Source organism: Parabacteroides sp. AF48-14 (genome assembly GCF_003477465.1).
GTDB lineage: Bacteria > Bacteroidota > Bacteroidia > Bacteroidales > Tannerellaceae > Parabacteroides > Parabacteroides acidifaciens.
Window position 1 is genome coordinate 1 of record NZ_QUDI01000054.1, and the last position, 19,880, is coordinate 19,880.

Consider the following 19,880-nt stretch of genomic DNA (forward strand, 5'->3'; position numbering starts at 1 on the left):
TCACGGCCTCCCTTTCCCATTCACTTTAACTAAAAAGCTTAATCTACGAAAAATCGAAGATTACTTAATATAAATGCGCGTCTTTATCGGACGTTTACTTTCTGTGTCAGCACGTGGCCACCACTGCTCAGGCGAACGATGTAGATTCCTTTCGGAACAGAGATCGTTTCTGCCTGGCTGATCGTGCGATGGGCTACGACTGTACCTGCCATGTTGACAATAATCATTTCTACCGGTGTAGCCGGCTGGATCTGGATACCGCCTTCGCGACCGAAGATTGCCGATTCGGCAAGAGCCTCTTCAACACTTGTTGCAAAGTCAACCGTTACCTGGCAAAGGGCTGTCAGACCGCCGTTGATGGCTGTAGCAATAATGGTTGCCTGGCCTACTTTGACAGCGGTTACTTTACCGTTGGCGTTGACTGTGGCAACAGACGGGTCTGTGCTTGTCCATTTTACGCCGCCGGCAGCTGCCGGTTCAACAGTTGCAATCAATGTGTAAGATTGCAGGCGTGCTAATGTCAAAGTTGTCTTATCCAACTTGATACCGGTTGCGTCCGGAGTCGTGTCGCCAGTGCCGCCGCCTGTACTTCCACCACCGGTTGTCGGGGTGTAAACGGATTCGTAAGCGCCGAAATGAACAGTTTTATTCGTGTCGTCGTCGGTCAGACGTGCGTCGCCTAAAATATCCATGGCACCTTCAGCTACAGCGGTGATATCGCCCTGTGCTTTGGCGACAGGAGAATCTTTGTGCAATTGATACTTATGATTCGTGTTGTTAAACATGATATAGTCATAAGTAGTCAGTTTCAGACTATTCGTTGCAACTGTTTCGGCTGCTGTCTTCAGCGCATTGTGCGAGATATTATCACCGATAACATGATTTCCTGCAATAGCTTCATCTGTATTTGTCCAGAGGATATTATTCTTGATAACGGCTGCTTCTAAAGCATTGCTGATAATAGCCGATTCTGCATTTTCATTATTGTTGACGCAAGTATTGTTTGCTATAGTGGAAGCGCCTCCATCTATTATTTCAATCATCACCATATCTTCATTATCATAGAACAGACAGCTCTTCACCGTCAGATTCTTACCGTAAAGCATCGGCAGAGTGCCCTTGATTTCGGTGAAGATACAACCTTCGATTGTGGCAGTAGCATCGCCGGCATCGATAACAGTTGCATTGCCATCGTCACCTGTTGATCTTGTCATTCGCACGGCTTTGGATTCTTTCGGAGAAGAGAAGTTACAGTTGGAGAAGTTGATGATTGCTCCGCTTGCTGCTTCAACTGCTTTTCCGGTGAACTGTGCGTTGGTTACGGTAACATTAGCACCATCCTTTAAATCCAGTGCCGGTTTATCTTCAGAAGTTTGTGTGAAGACTACTTCTTTCTTTTCTGCCGGTTCGATCGTTAATGTACCAGTTACTTCGATGGTTCCGTCTGTAATAGCGGCGTTGTCAATGGTGACATCACCTCCTTTAGCTACATTAATAACCGGAGCGGCTGTAACACCACCTTCGACAGGCTTAACAGTCAGGTCGACACCTGAAATAGTCATCTTACCGCTTGCTTCAATTGCCGTTACAGTAGCCGGCACTTCCAAGGTTGAGTTCTGGAGGGTGGCTTCGGAACCTGTTTCAATCTTGATAACAGGAGCAGTTTCTGTTGAACCAGATGTTGTTTCAGTTGTAGCAATCGTTACATTATCCAATGTCAGTTCGCCGCCTTCTTTTGTTGTAAAGGCCGATTTGCCTTCTTCCACCTGAATCGTTACCGGTTTTTCATCGGATGATGTGATGGTAACAGGATAATCGATTTCGATAGCTTCCTTGATCGTCAATTCTGCTTTACCATCTTCCGGTGCTTCAATTACAATTTCAGCAGGCTTCTTTGCCAATTCTTCTTTTAATGCCTCTTCTGTGTTTACAGGAGCTGCCTTGTAAGCCGATTCGTATGCGCCAAGGTCGATCGTTGTTTCCTGGATACGGGTTTTCCCGGCAAGGTCTGTCTTCGGATAAGCGGCAGCGTAAGCTTCGTTCGAACCTTTATTCGCGAATTTAGAGCCATCGGCCAACGTATAGTCACCTGCACTTGCATTGGTGAACGGGTCGTAGTTCTCTATTTTGATATTGTGGGTAACTTCTGCATCTGTTTCCAGCGAAGCGCTTGCGCTATAGGTGATTGTTCCTCCTTTTACAGTTGAATTAGTTACGGTTTCCATTACACTGTTTATAATAGTGCATTGGCTGTTATCGAAAGCGGAAACATTCGCTTCGGCACCTTCCAAAGTTGCTTTATTGCCCCAAACCGTACAGTTGACCATTTTTGCTCCGGCTACAGAAAACTCTACAGCACCCTGTGTCGTATCGTCTTTGCCTTCAGCCGTTGCAACACCTTTTGAACCGGTTGCCGTATTGCCATAAACTAATGTATTGACCATTGTTGCTTTACCGTTCAGGCCGACACCGGCAATGTTGTAAGCCGTATTACCATAAACCTTACAATTCAAGATTTGCATATTGCTTGCATCATTATCAATGTTTTCTATATTCGTACGGGTATTGATACCGCCAGAATGAGCACTTGCGTTATCTCCTGTTACCGTATTATTATAAACTTCACTGTTCTGGATTGTACCGATAAAGTGCATGACAACACCGCCACCGCTGGCAGCCTTGTTATTATGGATCAGACAACCGTCGACCACACCGCCCATATAACACATCACGCCACCGGCCTTGCCTTCAGTAGCGTTTGCACTGATTTCGCAATTCTTCAATGTGACGTTCTTTGTGATGATTGCACCGGCAGCGTTATCGGCTTTACCGTTAGTGATTTTCAGGTTACTCCAAGTGGTCGCGTTTTTCAAGCCAGCTTCTGTAAAAGCAGAACCATCATAGGCGGCATCCGCCTTGTAAGAAACCACGCGTCCTTTGGCATTGCCATCCAGAATAGTAGTAGCCTTATCAGCTCCGGTCACATTAACACCGTCTGCCATAATGAAGCAGCCCTGATATGTTCCGGCTCCTAAGATGATTTCCGGTTTTTCGCTCTGTGCTGCTGCATAATCAATGGCACGTTGCAGGACAACACCGTTGTATGCAACATCACTGCCTGCGGTAAGGTTGATTTTATTGTCTTTTACTGCGGGAACACCGGATACGACATATGCAAACTTTGTCCAGGGAGATGTACCGGAATTTTCAAATGTAACATCATATTGCATGCCTGTAGCCGGCATCTTGATTGTGTTTTGTGCTGCCAGGTCTGCAACAGAAACTACAGCTGCACTGGCATTCGTTCCACTAAATGTCGCACTGATCCCGACAAAGGAAACCGGTCCTTCATACGTATAGGAAATAGAATTGCCTTTCACTCCGGCTAATGAACCGGTACAGTTTTCAACGTAAATACCGCCTACCAATGTAGCTCCGGTAACATTGATTGCTCCGTTTGAACTCATGAAGCGGAGAGCGCTTTCACCCTGTATTTTGACATCCGATCCTGCTAATGTCGCACGGGAATAGAGACCCTTGTTAAGAGTGAACCCTGTTTTGCTCGCATTAATTGTAACAGGAGCTCCAGCCTTCGTCTCGATATTCAGGTTATTTAGGGCGACATCGTTGGCATCAACGATCAGTCCGCCATTCGTAAACTGAAGTTTGGCGTTTGCTGTCCCTTCAAGGGCGATGCTTTGGCTGATTGTCAGGTTATCGGCAAAAGAATACGTGCCATCCGTAAAGACTGCTTTCGTTCCGGCAGGCATATTGTTGAATGTTTCCGCATCCGGCTGATATTTACCGTCGTTAGCAGCCAATAATACGGATACATTTTTAGCCGTGATATTGAGATTGCTTTTGCCTGTAACAGAACCGATAGGAGGATAATCCTGTAAGTCATCTGTTGAAATTACGTTTTTGGCAATAGCGACTTGTGTATAGTCGATAGCAACATTTTCCAATGTGACGTTTGCTTTTGTTGTACCACTGAAAGACAGGCGACCCTGGTTCAGTTCTACGTCTGTCAGTTTGATTGTCCCATCTCCATCTGCTGATTGGAAATAGATCGAACCGGCAAAGTTGTTTTTGTCTTTTGCCGGAAACAGTGCGACATTTGACATTTCGAAATCTTTGCCAAACACATGGATTGCTTTGTTTGCTTCTGATTTGGAGATGATTGTCATATCTTTCAGCACTGTTCCTGTTGCATTCGGGAATACAGTAATAAAGTCCTGCTGGTTGTTATCCCCTGCATTGTTGAGGGCTTCCGTACTTGACGTCAGAATCGTTTTGCCTTTTCCTGCACCCTGGATAGTCAATGGCTTTTGAATGGGCAAATACCAACCGCTCCACTTTCCATTTGTTTCAGGGTCGGTTATCGCTTCCATCCCTCTTCGCAGGTCGTATTCTCCGGCAGGAACCTGGATTACATCGTTGGCTTCTGCAAAAAGGACTGCCGTGTAAAGGGAGCCGTAATAGGTTGTAGTTTCACCTTTCGTGATCGATATGTTTTGAGCATCCGCGGTCACATCCAGCCGGTCTTCTTTTGTTGCTACAGCTTCCTGGTTGGCAACATTGATTACTTCCACTTGGGAAACCATCGTACCTGTTCCTTTCGGTGTGATCCTGAAATAGGAAGTTGCGTCCTGGAGCGAAAAACCTTCTGCTGCTCCAAAGACAAAAGACTTTCCTTCCTCAAGTGTAGCTGTCACCCAGGATGATGTTTTAGGCTCGTAATATTCAAATCCGCTATTAGCCAGATCGATCCCCTCGACAGAGATAACTTCAAATTTGACTTGTACATTTATATTTCCGGCATCACCTTTTGTCGTGGTAATACCATAGACCACAGGTGCATCGGCTTTTGTAAGATGGAGTTCCGATCCTATTGTGGCAGGAGTCTCAGGAGATGTCAATGCCCAACTGGCTCCGGCAATCACTAACAACGCCAATAAGCATATTTGTAATTTTCTTTTCATATTTTTCCGTGTAATTAAATATAAGTATTGAATAATAAATTCCCTATACTCGTTTAAGGTGTAATTCGTGTGGTTACACATAAACGGGTCTTTTGCGTGTGTTTGGTTCTCTTATTTCATCGGCTCTCTAAATTTGGATTCCATCAATTCCCGGAGTGAAGGTTATACAAAATAAAAGAGGCGTGGGAACTGTTGATATATCTATTCTGAGGCCTTCGACTGCCCGTACAGTGATATAAACAACAGCCCACGCCCTTTTAGCTTGTATATGCGTACATGCTGGCGCATGTGTATATAACAAGGAAAGGAACGCGAGCGTTTTGTTGTCTATTATCCACTTGTACCGAAATTGTCGAAGTTTCAGAATAGGATAATATCTTTAAAACGCTTCTCGTTTATCTAATAAGATGCATTGACCCGCAACGCCATGCAGGTGTACATGGGGCAAAAGTAGGCCTTAGTTTTCAATAAACAAAGAAAAAGGGAAAAATAATGTAAATGAGATCATCTACATAGCTTTCGGAGAATCGAATATTTCCGAGCAAAGAATGCGCTCTTAACAATAAGAGCTTTTCTTCTTACTCTGTTTAATATAATATTTATATCTTCGCAAAAAAAGCATCATTATGGATAAGATCAAAACAGGTTTGGCAGCCTTCGGTATGTCCGGGCAAATATTTCATGCTCCGTTTATCAGCACGAACCCGGCTTTCTGCCTGACGGCAATCACAGAGCGCAGTAAGGAACTCTCGAAAGAACGCTATCCGTCGGCACGCATCGTGCGCAGCTTTGACGAATTGATTGCGATGGACGAACTGGAACTGATTGTCGTCAACACACCCGACAGCACGCATTATGACTATGCCCGCCGTGCGCTGGAAGCCGGAAAGAACGTGATTGTGGAAAAGCCTTTCACGGCGACAGTCCGACAGGGGGAAGAACTCATTGCGCTTGCCCGCTCCAAAGGGTTGGCCCTAAGTGTGTATCAGAACAGACGCTGGGATTCGGATTTCCTGACGGTCAAAGAGATTTTAGACAAAGGGGTGTTGGGACGCCTCGTCGAGTTCGAATCGACCTTTCCGCGCTATCGTAACTTTATCAAGCCCGGAACGTGGAAAGAGACCGGCGAGATGGGCGGCGGCTTGACCTATAACCTCGGGGCGCATGTCATCGACCAGGCTGTCCAGTTGTTCGGCGTGCCGGAAGCTATTTTTGCAGACATAGATATTATCCGTACCGGCGGACTGGTTGATGATTACTTTGTGATACACCTGCTTCGCCCCTCCAAAGCGCCGCATGTGAAGGTGACGCTGAAATCGAGTTACCTGATGTGTGAACCGGAACCCCGTTTTGTGCTGCACGGCACGGAAGGTTCGTTTGTCAAATACGGTCTGGACCGGCAGGAAGCCGATCTGAACGAAGGCCTGATGCCCGGCACTGCTAATTGGGGAGTGGAAGACGAAAGCATCTGGGGCCTCCTTCATACGGAAAAAGACGGTAACATCGTCCGCCACAAATATCCCAGTCTTGCCGGAGACTACGCCGGCTTCTACGACAACATCCACCGTCACCTCCGCCTCTCCGAACCGCTCCTGACGGACGCCGCCGGCGTATTGCCCGTCATCCGCCTGATCGAAGCGGCTTGGGAAAGTAGCAAAGAGGGAAAAGTGGTCAAATTTGGAAAATAAGAGAAGCTTAAGAAATAGTCCGGTTTTATACGGACTATTTCATTTGATATACTTATATTTGCAACTGTATCAACATATAATATAACTACAATATGACAACTATGGAATTAAATGCAATGAAGCAGCTCTTGATCGAGGATATTCTGGATATAGATAATCCGGAGCTGATCCCTTATCTGAGAAGGGCTTTAGATAAATTCAAAAACATGAATGTTATCCCAAGAAAACGTCCTTGTGTCTACACGCACGAAGAACAGATGGAAATACTTCGTCAATCATTGGAAGATGATAAAAATGGGTTAGGAATCTCAACAGAAGAGCTTGAAGAAGAAATGAAAACATGGTAAAACCCCTAAACCCGACGTGGTTACCCCAAGCCAAGAAACAACTAAAAGAAATTTACACTTTTTACAAATCCATGTCAAATGGAAAAGTTGTTCGAAAAAGAATCGATCCTATCATTGATGCCGCTAATTGTTTAGTTAGTCAACCATTGATGGGTAAAGTTGAAATTGTAGATCCCAAAAACAAACAAGTTTTCCGCAGTTTTGTTGTTGGCGATTATAAGATCATCTATTATATACGAAAAGATATTATAAAAATCGCTGCCATTTTCGATTGCCGGCAAAATCCATCCAACCTGAATAAGATGTTGAAGTTATAAGTATATTTCAAGACTATTTTATCCCTGTATACAATTTTTTATCGTAAATTTGCCAACGGTCCCATTAAAAGAAAAGGGATTCATTGCAATAACCAATTTTACATGTAATGAAAAGAGACAATATCATTTTCGACATCATTGAGAAGGAACATCAGCGCCAGGCTAAAGGCATAGAACTGATTGCTTCCGAAAACTTTGTAAGCGACCAGGTGATGCAAGCCATGGGTAGCTGCCTGACCAACAAATACGCCGAAGGGTATCCCGGCAAGCGCTATTATGGAGGTTGCGAAGTAGTAGACCAGAGCGAAACCATCGCTATCGAACGGTTGAAACAGATTTTCAATGCAGAATGGGCGAACGTACAGCCTCATTCAGGTGCACAAGCGAATGCAGCCGTATTTCTGGCAGTGTTGAACCCGGGCGATACATTCCTCGGTTTGAACCTGGCACACGGCGGCCACCTTTCTCACGGTTCTCCAGTAAACAGTTCAGGTATCTTATACCATGCGACAGAATATAACGTAAAAGAAGAAACCGGCCGTGTCGACTACGACCAGATGGAAGAAGTCGCCTTGCGTGAAAAACCGAAATTGATCGTCGGTGGCGGTTCCGCTTATTCCCGCGAATGGGACTACAAGCGCATGCGTGAAATCGCTGACAAGGTTGGCGCCCTGTTGATGATCGACATGGCTCACCCTGCAGGTCTGATTGCTGCCGGTTTGCTGAACAATCCGTTGGAATATGCCCATATCGTAACTTCCACGACACACAAAACATTGCGTGGTCCGCGCGGAGGTATCATCCTGTTAGGTAAAGACTTCGAAAACCCCTGGGGCAAGAAGACTCCGAAGGGCGAGATCAAGAAGATGTCCCAGTTGCTGGATTCAGCCGTATTCCCGGGTATTCAGGGAGGTCCGCTGGAACATGTGATCGCTGCAAAAGCTGTCGCTTTCGGCGAAGCGTTGGAACCGGAGTACAAGACCTACCAGGCACAGGTGAAGGCGAATGCTGCCGCTATGGCAAAAGCATTTATCGATAAAGGTTACAAGATCATCTCCGATGGTACGGATAACCATAGCATGCTGATCGACCTGCGCAAGAAGTTCCCTGATCTGACAGGTAAAGTCGCTGAAAAAGCATTGGTCGCTGCCGATATCACGGTGAACAAGAACATGGTTCCGTTCGACAGCCGTTCGGCTTTCCAGACTTCCGGTATCCGTGTCGGAACTCCGGCTATCACCACTCGCGGCGCTAAAGAACCGCTGATGGCTGAAATCGTAGAAATGATCGACACTGTACTGGCCGCGCCTGAATGCGACAAGACTATCACTGCTGTTCGCGAAAAGGTAAACGGCATTATGAAGGAATATCCTATCTTCGCTTGGTAAAATTAATACAGAGAGGGTGTGGCAAAATCCCTTGTCCCCGCGCTTGACGCGGGGCCGCAAAAGGACAGGCTTTATCAATAAGCGATTTATATCGTTCAGTTCTAATGCGATCCCGCGTCAAGCGCGGGAACAAGTAGTTTTGTCACATACTTCTTTCATTCATACAAAAAACACCAAAAAACATGATGAAACTCATTTCGATGTGTGCCGGCGCAGCACTTTGTATTCTTGCGTCGTGCAGCGAAGGGCCTACAAAGCAGATGCCTTACAACCAGGGCATCAATGTAATCCCGACTCCTGTAAGCCTCGTCCAGAACGAGGGCAGTTTTAAACTAAACAAGAACACCGCTTTCTCCGCTTCCACACCGGAAGCTAAAACAGTTGCCGAATATTTCGCAGCCCAGATGAACCTGGCTACCGGCTATCAGATAACTGTCAGCGACAAAGCCGCCTCAAACGGCATCGCACTGACGATCGACGAAACATTGGATGTAAACGATGAAGGCTATACGCTGGACGTTACACCGAACAGCGTTACTGTCAAAGCAAAGAATCCGCAGGGCTTATTCTACGGTATGCAGACATTCATGCAACTGCTTCCGGCTGAGATTGAAAGCCAGGCTGTTGTTAACGGCATTGCCTGGACGGCTCCTTGCGTGACCGTGAAAGACGAACCGCGTTTCGGATATCGCGGCATCATGCTTGACCCTTGCCGCCATTTCATCCCGGTAGAGAATGTAAAGAAGCATCTCGACGTGTTAGCTTTGTTCAAGATCAACCGTATGCACTGGCACCTGACAGACGACCAGGGCTGGCGTATCGAGATCAAGAAATACCCGAAGCTGACGGAAATCGGTTCCAAACGTATCGACGGTGAAGGTACCGAATACGGAGGTTTCTATACACAGGACCAGATCAAGGAGATCGTTCAATATGCCGCCGACCGCTTTATCACGATCGTGCCGGAAATCGAACTTCCGGGACATGAACTGGCTGCCATCGCCGCCTATCCTGAACTTTCCTGCAAGGGCGAGCCGACCACTCCGCGTATTATCTGGGGTGTGGAAGATATCGTCATGTGTGCCGGAAAAGAAGAACCGTTCGAGTTCATGCAGGGCGTATTCGATGAAGTCGCCCCTCTTTTCCCCGGCGAATATATCCATATCGGAGGTGACGAATGTCCGAAGATCAGCTGGAAAAACTGTCCGCTTTGCCAGAAACGTATCCGCGAAGAAGGTTTGAAAGCAGACAAGGAACACTCCGCCGAAGAAAAGCTGCAGAGCTATTTCGTTCAGCGTATGGAAAAATACCTGGCTGAAAAGCATGGAAAGAAGATCATCGGCTGGGATGAAATCCTGGAAGGTGGTCTTGCTCCTACTGCAACCGTCATGTCATGGCGTGGTGAGGAAGGCGGTATCGCTGCTGCCAATCTGGGACACGAAGCGATCATGACTCCGAGCAGCAACGGTATGTATATCGACCAGTTCCAGGGCGATCCCAAGATCGAACCGGTTTCTATCGGCGGTTACGACCCGTTGGAAAGAGTATATGCCTACAATCCGACGCCGGACACATTGGTGGCTGCCGGAAAAGACCATTTCATCAAAGGCGTACAGAGCAATTTGTGGTCTGAATATATGTACAACACGGATCTTCTGGAATACCGCGCTTATCCGCGTGTCCTGGCTGTTGCCGAAATAGGTTGGACACCGCTGGCACGCAAGGACTATAAGGATTTCGAACGTCGTCTGGACAATGCACTGGTTCGTTTGGATGCGTTAAATGTCAACTACCATATCCCGCAACCTGAACAACCGAACGGTTCCTGCAACTTCGTAGCCTTCACAGACAAGGCTTCTCTGGAATTTAAAACAAGCCGCCCGATCAAGGTGGTTTATACGATCGACGGAACAGAACCGACTCCCGAATCGACGGTTTACACCGCTCCTATCGAGTTTACGGAATCCGGCGTGCTGAAGATCCGCTCCGTATTGCCTTCCGGCAAGATGAGCAAGACGCGTACGATCACAGTTGAAAAGCAGGCGTTGGCACCTGCCAAGGAAGTAACCAAGACTACTCCGGGCCTGGAAATGCAGGTGACGGACGGAATGTATCTGAACACCTCCAAATTGGCTGACGCAAAAGAATGGAAGAAATCCGTGATCAAAGATCTGCGTGAAATCACCAGCGTAGTCAAGACAAGCGAATCGATGCGCGGCGTTAAACAATATGCAGCAGTCGCAACCGGCTATGTAAACATTCCGGAAGACGGCGTTTACTATATTTCTTCCGATAACGAAGAAGTCTGGATCGACGGCAAATTGTTAGTGAACAACGGCGGCGAAGTAAAACGTTTCTCCCGTCACGACAGTTCTGCAGCGTTGTCAAAAGGTTTGCACGAAATCAAGGTTGTATTCTTAGGACATATCATCGGCGGCTGGCCTTCCAATTGGAATGACGGCAGTGTGAAGCTACGCAAAGCCGACACCGAAAAGTTCGTTAAGATCACTCCCGAGATGTTGGTTCATTAATCAACTTGCATCGTGTCATTGCGGGCTTGACCCGCAAACTCATACTAAGAAGACACAAATGACATAAATACAAGTGATAAAGGAACAAGCATTGAATAAAAAAGGGACAGGCATCGGTTTATGATCCGATGCCTGTCCCTTTTTTATCCGATACCTATCCAAATATCAATCGACTTTGAGCTTCATGATCGTAATCGAGTTCGGAGGGAAATTATACACTTTGGGACCACTCATAGAGAAAGTAATCTCTTTCGTTTCCGGCACGATTGCATCCGGTTTGCCGAAAGTATTGCGTGCATCAGGATCACCTGTCAGCTGGATGATTTCCGCCGTATTTTTGACATTGAGACCTTGCAGGTCGAGCTCTGTCCTTTCTTCATGCTGAGTCGTGTTGACCACTTTCAGGATAACCGTATTGTCTTTCTTATCCAGCGTCGCGGTTGAAACCAACGACGGAATGGAAGGGATGATAACATCATGAACCAATGTATCATCAATGAAGCAACTGATATGCTCATCTTTACAACTTATCCTTACATTATACCAGCGATTGCTCTGGAACGGATAGGATACGGGAGCGCATAACGTATCCCTCACTCCACCGGCCTGGCGGTAAAGTTCGGCAAAGCCCCCTCCGATTGTCATCCCGATATAGTCGTTCTGTTCGCCGGGCAATCCGTTGTCACGCACACGGAACTGGATCTGCCCGCTCCCTTTCGTCCTTCTGATGTCGGCGGAAAAGGTATAATCATAAGCGGTGGAATCACCCAACAAGAGGTAGTTCCAGCGGTTCGGTACGGGGATCAAGGTTCCCTGGTCGACTTTCCAGCTTCCCGTCATAACCGTTCCTTCCGTAACCGGCGAATTATTTATTTTCACTTCCTTAAAGTCATAACTATTGTCGAACATCTCGATGCCGGCACGCCCGAACGTAACCTGCGGCTTCTGATACGTTCGCACTTCCGTCTTCAAGACTTCGTCACCCCTGTTGTTGCCGAACATTTGCAGCAGGTGGTAAGAGGGAGAAACGGCAATCAGCCCGCCGTCAAAGGAAATAGCCGGATAGCGTTCCATCTTGTATTTCGTGTTTCCGACGATCGGGGCATAAGCCAAACGCCTTACGATATCCTGCCCGTTCTCCACGCCGACAAGGAAACAGGCCTCTGCGATAGCAGCCCGCAGGCTTCCGGGCTGTGTTCCGCCGGATAACCCGAACTCGCCGATAAACACAGGTGGCATACGACGCGAATACCGTCCGGCTGTATATCTGTTGTAATTGGAGATCAGGAAGGATTCACTTGCGTAAAGATGCGTGTCCGACCATTCGTTCCGGTTCTTTCCTTTTATGTAGGAACTGCTAACCACCGTAACATCCGGATAAACTTCATTGATCGCCTTCTTAAACAGGGCGAAACGTTTCGTGTACTCCTGCCCGTAGTTCTCGCTCCCTATCTCTACATATTTCAGTCCGAAGGGTTCCGGATGTCCATGCTTAGCACGCAATGCACCCATGATGGAATCGGCAGGCTCGTTGGCATAGGCTATAGCATCCAAAGCATCCTGTACCAGTTTGTCCATCGCCGTAATATCTTCGTAACGCGGACGGCGGCTCTGGCTGGTCACACCGCTGTTAATGACATAGACGGGCTCGGCGTTCAGGTCCTCGCACATCTGCAGGTATTCATGATAGCCGACTCCATTTGTCGTGCCATACGCCCAGACATTCCAGAAATGCTTGCGTTCGGCAATATCGCCTATCGTTTCACGCCAGACGGGATAGGTTCCGGCCGTGTATCCTTCCACAAAGCTGCCTCCCGGAAAACGGATAAACTTAGGTTGCAAAGCGGCAATTAATTCCATCAGCTCCGGCCGTAATCCGTTTGGCCGTTCCTTCCAAGTCTTTTGCGGAAAGAGGGATACGACATCCAGCCAGAAGACAGCCGAACTGTCTGTCGTGACGGTTAACACCGCTTTACCGGTAGTCGATGTCGCCGTAAAAGTATGTTTATATTTCTTCCACTCATAAGCAGGAGCAACACGGAATACTTCACTGAAAGCCGTATTTCCCGTTGAATCGGCCAATGTAAAGCTTACGGTTTTCGGAACCATAGAGGCGCCTTTTATATAGAAAGACAAATCATATTTCTCGCCTTCACGGATAGGAATCCCCTGATATCCATCCGCTATTACGCCGCCTTTCCCGGTTTCGGCCGATGCGGAAACAGAAACTAACAGGGAACGGCGGTTTTTGTCATTAATCAGCTCTTTCGTGTCCGGGTACATATAGGAAGTAGGAGAAAAACGGCGCCATCCGGGAACCGAATCAGGGCGCAAAAAAGGGATAGTCCAACCATTCGGCGTCGTCAGAACACGGCGGACAGGATCAAAGGGGCAGTTCAAAGGCGGCACTCCGTCCTCAAAACTCCGGTTTTGTATAAGTTCGGCATAAATGCCGCCATCCACCGCATGATTAATCTCTTCTATTGTCAAGCCATACAGTTCTTTATTCACCGGGACTGTCAATCCTTCCCCATCCACCAGGATAGAAGATGTGACAGGCATTTCCGGCTGGCAGCTTACCAGTAAAAGCGCTAAAAGAAGTGAATTCGATTTCATGGTGCAAACTTAAAGAATAATTTCTATAAAAAGCCACTGACTAAAGAAGGTTATTTCAGACAAATGATTATATTTGTAAAATAAATACATAAATAAAACCCAAGAACGACAGCCTTATGAATAAATCTATCCTTTTAGTAGATGATAAACCGGAAATTGCGAAAATTATAACACTTTATTTATCCGGATACAATGTAAAGTATGTGGAGAATCCGATTATTGCTCTTAATTGGCTAAAGGAGGGAAACATGCCGGATGCCATTATTTCGGATCTGATGATGCCGGAAATGAACGGGGAAGAATTTGTTACAGCTTTAAAAGAGAACGAAAATCTTTCACATATTCCGATACTCATTCTGACGAGTGTTGAAAGCGACTCCGACAGGACACGGCTCTTTGAAAAGGGCGCTAACGATTTTATTCTTAAGCCATTTAACCCCGAAGAACTAAAAACGAGGATAAAAGTTTTATTGAAATAATATTTATTTTCAGAGAAAAAAGCAATTATATCAGCAGAATTAAATACATTTGTATCATTGATAGTATTTGAATATCAAGAAAAGTGCAGAATCAAATGGAAAACTTAGCATCACAATATACTGTATTAGTAGTAGATGACGTACCTACTAACGTAATGCTTGTTCAAGCGATATTGAAAAAAGAAGGCTACACACTACTGACAACAGACAGTGGAGCAAAAGCATTGCGTATCGCCCAGGAAAAGCATCCCAATCTTATTTTGCTTGATATCATGATGCCGGAAATGGATGGTTATGAAGTGTTGCAACACCTGAAGAGCAATCCTGAAACCAATAATATCCCCGTAATCATCATGTCTGCTTTGAGTGACATGCAGAGTATTGTAAAAGGCTATCAGCTGGGGGCTACGGAATATGTAACGAAGCCGTTCCAACGGGAAGAGTTGGTGAAACGTGTCGCCCACCGTTACGAACTGTTCAGCATCAAACGTATCAAACAGGAGCTTGAAAACACAATCGAATCACGCGATACGCTCTATTCTGTCATTGCACATGACTTACGCTCTCCGCTCGGCTCTCTTAAAATGATGAATAATGCCATCCTGATGATGGTAGACAAGAGTCAGGTCAGCGACGAAGTGTATGAGATGCTCCAGATGATGAACAAGACATCGGAAGAAATATTCCAATTGCTCGACAACTTGCTGAAGTGGGCCAAAAACCGGCTGAACAAACAAAGCATTTACAAGCAACAAGTAGACATTAACAGTATTGTAAGCAGTACTGCCGATATATTTATCCCGATGGCTGCCCAGAAAGGCATATCTATCGTTATTGACGGTTTGGACAAAGAGCTGATGGGATCGGTGGACATCGACATGGTAAAGACCATTGTCCGCAATTTAGTATCAAATGCAGTTAAGTTCAGCTACGAAAAGGGAACGATTACGATATCGACCAAGACGGATGGCAACTTTGTCATTGTCAGTGTCAAGGATTCCGGCAAGGGGATCAAAGCCGAGGACCAGGGTAAACTGCTCAAACAAAATACGCATTTTACCTCTTACGGAACGAATAATGAAAAAGGCTCCGGCTTAGGCTTGATGCTCTGTAAGGACTTTGTGGAACAAATGGGCGGTAAGCTGTGGTTTGACTCGGAAGAAGGAAAGGGCACTACGTTCCATTTCTCTCTAAATGCACTGAATCAGGAATAAGAACAAAAGATATATAAATGAAAAAAGCTGCACCTTTCGGGATGCATTTTCATTTATTATCTGTAGTATATTATCCGGCAATTGCTTCCGGTTTCCTTTCTGCGGATACTTTTTAAATAAGCTCCACCACTTCAGTTTTAACACGCCGAACAGGGCTTCTCCGAAAATAGAAGAATTCATCTTTGACGTTCCCAATATACGGTTGATGAAAATGATAGGGACCTCTACGATCTTAAAGCCGCATTTATACGCCGTAAACTTCATTTCTATCTGAAAGGCGTATCCCTTGAAGTGGATATGGTCCAGATCGATCGTCTCGAGCACTTCCCGGCGGTAACACTTGAAACCGGCTGTCGTATCCTGCACCTTCATACCTGTTACAAAGCGAACATATACGGAAGCATAGTAAGACATCAGCACACGTCCCAGCGGCCAGTTCACGACATTCACGCCATTGCAGTAACGGGAGCCGACTGCCACATCACCACCCTGTTCCGTACAGGCTGCATATAGTTTGGGAAGATCGTTCGGATTATGACTGAAGTCTGCATCCATTTCGAATACAAAATCGTACTTGTGTTCTATCGCCCACTTGAATCCGCAGATATAAGCCGTACCCAATCCCAATTTACCTTTACGTTCCACCATGAAAAGGCTTTCGGGAAACTCTTTTTGCAATCGTTTTACAATATCCGCCGTACCATCGGGCGATCCGTCATCTATAATCAAAATATGAAATTCTTTCTCCAACCCAAATACAGCCCGAATAATATTTTCGATATTCTCCTTCTCGTTGTAAGTGGGAATAATAACAATACTGTCTGACATAATCCTTCTAATTTGTAGGGCGAAGGTACATATTTTAATTGATTTAATACTATGCCTGTCTACTATTTTGAACAAAAAGCCTACCTTTGCGAAAAGAACATATCACATTGGAGGTACAAGATTTACTGAAACAATATGCCGCCCATCCGCAAGTGGCGGCATTAAATACCCTGCTAAAAAGCGAAACGTCCCGCAATATATTTCTGAAAGGACTGAACGGTTCAGGGGCCGCAATGACAATAGCTTCTCTTTTTTCAAAAAGAAGGGGGAGCTATGTGTGTGTGTTAAACGATCTGGAAGAAGCCGGCTATTTTTACCATGACCTGGTTCAACTTACCGGAGGCGACGGAATCTACTTCTTCCCTTCCGCCTACAGGCGTGCGATCAAATACGGGCATGTGGATCCGGCTAACGAAATCCTGCGTACCGAAGTGCTCAGCACTTTGCAGGACCCGGATATCCCTTTTGTCATCGTCACCTATCCGGACGCGTTGGCCGAGAAAGTGATCTCCCGCGAAGTCCTGAAGGAAAACACGCTGAAGATCAGTGTCGGCGAGAAATTAGACAATATGTTTGTCTCGGATGTACTGGACGAATATGGATTCGAGCAAGTGGATTATGTCTATGAACCCGGACAATATGCCCTGCGCGGCAGTATCCTGGACGTGTTCTCGTTCTCGTACGAATTTCCGTACCGTATCGACTTTTTCGGCAACGAAGTGGAGACGATACGCTCGTTTGACGTAGAGACGCAGTTATCGAAAGAGAAGTTAGACAGCATTTATATCGTTCCGGAGATGACAAGAGGCAACCGCACGAACTCATCTCTGCTGGACTCTTTGCCATCTGCCACCCTGCTCGCCTTCAAAGACCTGGCATGGGTAAAGGAACGGATCGGCAGCATCTGGAACGAAGAACCGGTCGTAGGAGACGAAGACTCTTTTGCAGACGCCGAACAAATGCGGGCAAAGTTAGTGACAGGTGAAGATTTCCTGCATGCCGCCCTCGGTTTCCGCCGCATCCATTTCGGTACACGTCCGACAGGGACAGCAGACACGACGCTAACTTTTGCCACAGAGGTACAACCGATCTACCACAAGAACTTCGATCTGGTAAGCGAGTCTTTCCACAAATACATAGAAGACGGCTATACATTATATGTACTGAGCGACGTGGAGAAGCAGGCCGCCCGTATCCGCGCAATCTTCGAGGACCGGGGAGACGACCTCCCCTTCACCTCCGTCAACAAGACGATACACGAAGGTTTCACCGACGAGACGCTGCGCATCTGCCTCTTCACGGATCATCAGCTGTTCGACCGCTTCCACAAGTTCAACCTTAAAAGCGACAAGGCACGGAGCGGCAAGCTCTCCCTCTCGCTGAAAGAGTTGAACCAATTCACGACCGGCGACTACATTGTCCACATCGACCACGGCGTCGGACAGTTCGGCGGACTGGTACGCACCGAGGTGAACGGGAAGATGCAGGAAGCGATCAAGCTGATCTACCAGAACAACGACATCATCTTCGTCAGCATCCACTCTCTCCACAAGCTGTCCAAGTACAAAGGCAAAGACAGCGGTGAGCCGCCCAAGCTGAGCAAGCTCGGGACTGGAGCTTGGGAGAAGATGAAGGAACGGACCAAGTCGAAAGTCAAAGACATCGCCCGCGACCTGATCCTCCTCTATTCCAAGCGGAAACAGGAAAAGGGCTTTGCCTACAGCCCGGATAGCTTCATGCAGCACGAGTTGGAGGCCAGCTTCATCTACGAAGATACGCCGGACCAGATGAAGGCGACCGCCGACGTGAAAACGGATATGGAGAACGACCGCCCGATGGACCGTCTGATCTGCGGCGACGTAGGTTTCGGAAAGACTGAAGTCGCCATCCGCGCCGCCTTCAAGGCTGTAGCAGACAACAAACAGGTGGCGGTGTTAGTCCCGACCACCGTTCTCGCTTTCCAGCACTACCAGACATTCTCCGAACGTCTGAAGGATTTCCCCTGCCGGATCGAATATATCAGCCGGGCACGTACAGCAAAAGACATAAAAGAGATCCTGAAAGACCTGAAAGAGGGACAAGTCAACATCATCATCGGGACACACCGTATTGTCGGCAAAGACGTCAAGTTTAAAGACCTCGGCCTGCTAATCATCGATGAAGAGCAGAAGTTCGGCGTCTCCGTCAAAGAGAAGCTACGCCAGTTGAAAGCCAACGTGGATACGCTCACGATGACCGCGACGCCGATCCCCCGCACGCTCCAGTTCTCACTCATGGGAGCCCGCGACCTGTCGAGCATCACGACGCCTCCGCCCAACCGCTATCCGGTGCAGACCGAGGTGGAACGCTTCAACCCCGACATCATCCGCGAGGCGATCAACTTCGAGATGAGCCGCAACGGGCAGGTATTCTTCATCAACAACCGCATCCAGAACATCTACGAGATGGAGGCGCTGGTCAGACGCGAAGTGCCGGACGCCCGCATAGCCGTCGGCCACGGCAGATGGAACCGGAAAAGTTAGAAAAGATCATCCTCGACTTCGTCAATTACGAATACGACGTGCTGATTGCGACCAGCATCGTCGAGAGCGGTATCGACGTGCCGAATGCCAACACGATCATCATCAACAATGCCCAGCAGTTCGGCCTCTCCGACCTGCACCAGCTGCGTGGACGCGTCGGGCGGAGCAACCGGAAAGCCTTCTGCTACCTCCTCTCCCCACCTCTATCGAGCCTTACGCAGGAGGCACGCCGCCGCTTGCAGGCAATCGAGAACTTCTCCGAGTTGGGCAGCGGCATCCACATCGCCATGCAGGACCTCGACATCCGGGGGGCCGGCAACATGTTGGGGGCCGAACAGAGCGGCTTCATCGCCGACCTCGGCTACGAGACCTACCAGAAGATTCTGGAGGAGGCCGTAGACGAATTGAAGGCCGAAGAGTTTGCCGACCTCTACACCGACGCGACCGAGAAGCATCCCGACACAGGCAGCGAATACGTCCGCGAAACCTATATCGAAAGCGATCTGGAACTGATGTTCCCGCCGACTTATATACCGAACGATTCCGAGCGCGTCTCCCTCTACCGCGAATTGGACAAGATGGAGGAAGAGCGCGACATACTTGCCTTTACCGAACGCCTGAAGGACCGTTTCGGTAAGGTGCCGAAGGAAGGGAAAGAACTGATCCGCATCGTCCGCCTGCGCCGTATGGCAAAGCAGTTGGGGATGGAGAAGGTCGTGCTGAAAAAGGGGCAGATGAATATCTTCCTCGTCGCCAACCCCGACAGCCCCTACTACCAGAGCGAGGCGTTCGACAAATTGCTCGGCTTTATCCAGAAGCACCCGCGCGAATGTAACCTCCGGGAGCAGAACGGGAAACGCAGTATCGTGATCAAGAACGTTCCGACGGTCGAGGCGGCTTGCGGATATATGGAAGAGATAGAGAAGGTTCCTGCCCTTTAGTGAATAAAACAATTAAACAGATATCAG

At 47.5% G+C, this 19,880-nt stretch carries 9 protein-coding genes and 2 pseudogenes; 8 read left to right on the forward strand and 3 right to left on the reverse strand.

Going from position 1 to position 19,880, the window contains the following annotated elements; translation table 11 throughout:
• Positions 1 to 83 precede the first annotated feature (83 nt).
• On the reverse strand, positions 84 to 4,982 hold the full coding sequence (locus DW083_RS19220; protein WP_158582143.1) for an Ig-like domain-containing protein: 4,899 nt from the start codon (positions 4,980 to 4,982) through the stop codon (positions 84 to 86).
• A gap of 626 nt (positions 4,983 to 5,608) precedes the next feature.
• Here DW083_RS19220 and DW083_RS19225 point away from each other — a divergent pair.
• The 5 genes from DW083_RS19225 to DW083_RS19245 all read left to right on the forward strand — a co-directional run bounded on the left by DW083_RS19225 (position 5,609) and on the right by DW083_RS19245 (position 11,253).
• Positions 5,609 to 6,670, forward strand: a complete 1,062-nt coding sequence (locus DW083_RS19225; RefSeq protein WP_122333514.1) for a Gfo/Idh/MocA family oxidoreductase — start codon at positions 5,609 to 5,611, stop codon at positions 6,668 to 6,670.
• Positions 6,671 to 6,762: 92 nt separating this feature from the next.
• A complete protein-coding gene (locus tag DW083_RS19230) occupies positions 6,763 to 7,017 on the forward strand; it encodes a hypothetical protein (protein WP_122333515.1) in 255 nt (84 codons plus the stop codon).
• The gene (locus tag DW083_RS19235) at positions 7,011 to 7,334 is read left to right on the forward strand and encodes a type II toxin-antitoxin system RelE/ParE family toxin (RefSeq protein ID WP_122333516.1); all 324 of its coding nucleotides are present in this window, start codon (positions 7,011 to 7,013) and stop codon (positions 7,332 to 7,334) included. The genes DW083_RS19230 and DW083_RS19235 overlap by 7 nt, the downstream gene beginning before the upstream one ends.
• A 107-nt stretch (positions 7,335 to 7,441) precedes the next feature.
• Positions 7,442 to 8,722 (forward strand): serine hydroxymethyltransferase, encoded by a 1,281-nt coding sequence (gene glyA, locus DW083_RS19240; protein ID WP_122333517.1) that lies wholly within the window; start codon positions 7,442 to 7,444, stop codon positions 8,720 to 8,722.
• Between the two features lie 182 nt (positions 8,723 to 8,904).
• Positions 8,905 to 11,253, forward strand: coding sequence for a family 20 glycosylhydrolase (locus DW083_RS19245; RefSeq protein WP_122333518.1), 2,349 nt, complete (start codon positions 8,905 to 8,907; stop codon positions 11,251 to 11,253).
• Between the two features lie 165 nt (positions 11,254 to 11,418).
• Here DW083_RS19245 and DW083_RS19250 read toward each other — a convergent pair whose 3' ends face one another.
• Positions 11,419 to 13,869, reverse strand: coding sequence for an alpha-L-arabinofuranosidase C-terminal domain-containing protein (locus DW083_RS19250; protein ID WP_122333519.1), 2,451 nt, complete (start codon positions 13,867 to 13,869; stop codon positions 11,419 to 11,421).
• A gap of 116 nt (positions 13,870 to 13,985) precedes the next feature.
• Between DW083_RS19250 and DW083_RS19255 the strand changes: the two genes are divergently transcribed.
• Together DW083_RS19255 and DW083_RS19260 are read left to right on the forward strand one after the other, a co-directional pair.
• On the forward strand, positions 13,986 to 14,348 hold the full coding sequence (locus DW083_RS19255) for a PleD family two-component system response regulator (RefSeq protein WP_115497722.1): 363 nt from the start codon (positions 13,986 to 13,988) through the stop codon (positions 14,346 to 14,348).
• Positions 14,349 to 14,443: 95 nt separating this feature from the next.
• Positions 14,444 to 15,562 (forward strand): hybrid sensor histidine kinase/response regulator, encoded by a 1,119-nt coding sequence (locus DW083_RS19260; RefSeq protein ID WP_115497723.1) that lies wholly within the window; start codon positions 14,444 to 14,446, stop codon positions 15,560 to 15,562.
• Between the two features lie 96 nt (positions 15,563 to 15,658).
• Here DW083_RS19260 and DW083_RS19265 read toward each other — a convergent pair.
• Positions 15,659 to 16,390: pseudogene (locus DW083_RS19265) on the reverse strand (polyprenol monophosphomannose synthase); the annotation flags it as partial.
• A gap of 107 nt (positions 16,391 to 16,497) precedes the next feature.
• On the opposite strand from DW083_RS19265, the pseudogene mfd reads away from it, so the two are divergent.
• Positions 16,498 to 19,853 (forward strand): annotated as a pseudogene (gene mfd, locus DW083_RS19270) (transcription-repair coupling factor).
• Positions 19,854 to 19,880 lie beyond the last annotated feature (27 nt).

Coding starts and splice junctions, on each gene's coding strand:
- DW083_RS19220 (WP_158582143.1), bottom strand. CDS start 4,982: ATGAAAAGAAAATTACAAATATGCTTATTGGCGTTGTTAGTGATTGCC.
- DW083_RS19225 (WP_122333514.1), top strand. CDS start 5,609: ATGGATAAGATCAAAACAGGTTTGGCAGCCTTCGGTATGTCCGGGCAA.
- DW083_RS19230 (WP_122333515.1), top strand. CDS start 6,763: ATGACAACTATGGAATTAAATGCAATGAAGCAGCTCTTGATCGAGGAT.
- DW083_RS19235 (WP_122333516.1), top strand. CDS start 7,011: ATGGTAAAACCCCTAAACCCGACGTGGTTACCCCAAGCCAAGAAACAA.
- glyA (WP_122333517.1), top strand. CDS start 7,442: ATGAAAAGAGACAATATCATTTTCGACATCATTGAGAAGGAACATCAG.
- DW083_RS19245 (WP_122333518.1), top strand. CDS start 8,905: ATGATGAAACTCATTTCGATGTGTGCCGGCGCAGCACTTTGTATTCTT.
- DW083_RS19250 (WP_122333519.1), bottom strand. CDS start 13,869: ATGAAATCGAATTCACTTCTTTTAGCGCTTTTACTGGTAAGCTGCCAG.
- DW083_RS19255 (WP_115497722.1), top strand. CDS start 13,986: ATGAATAAATCTATCCTTTTAGTAGATGATAAACCGGAAATTGCGAAA.
- DW083_RS19260 (WP_115497723.1), top strand. CDS start 14,444: ATGGAAAACTTAGCATCACAATATACTGTATTAGTAGTAGATGACGTA.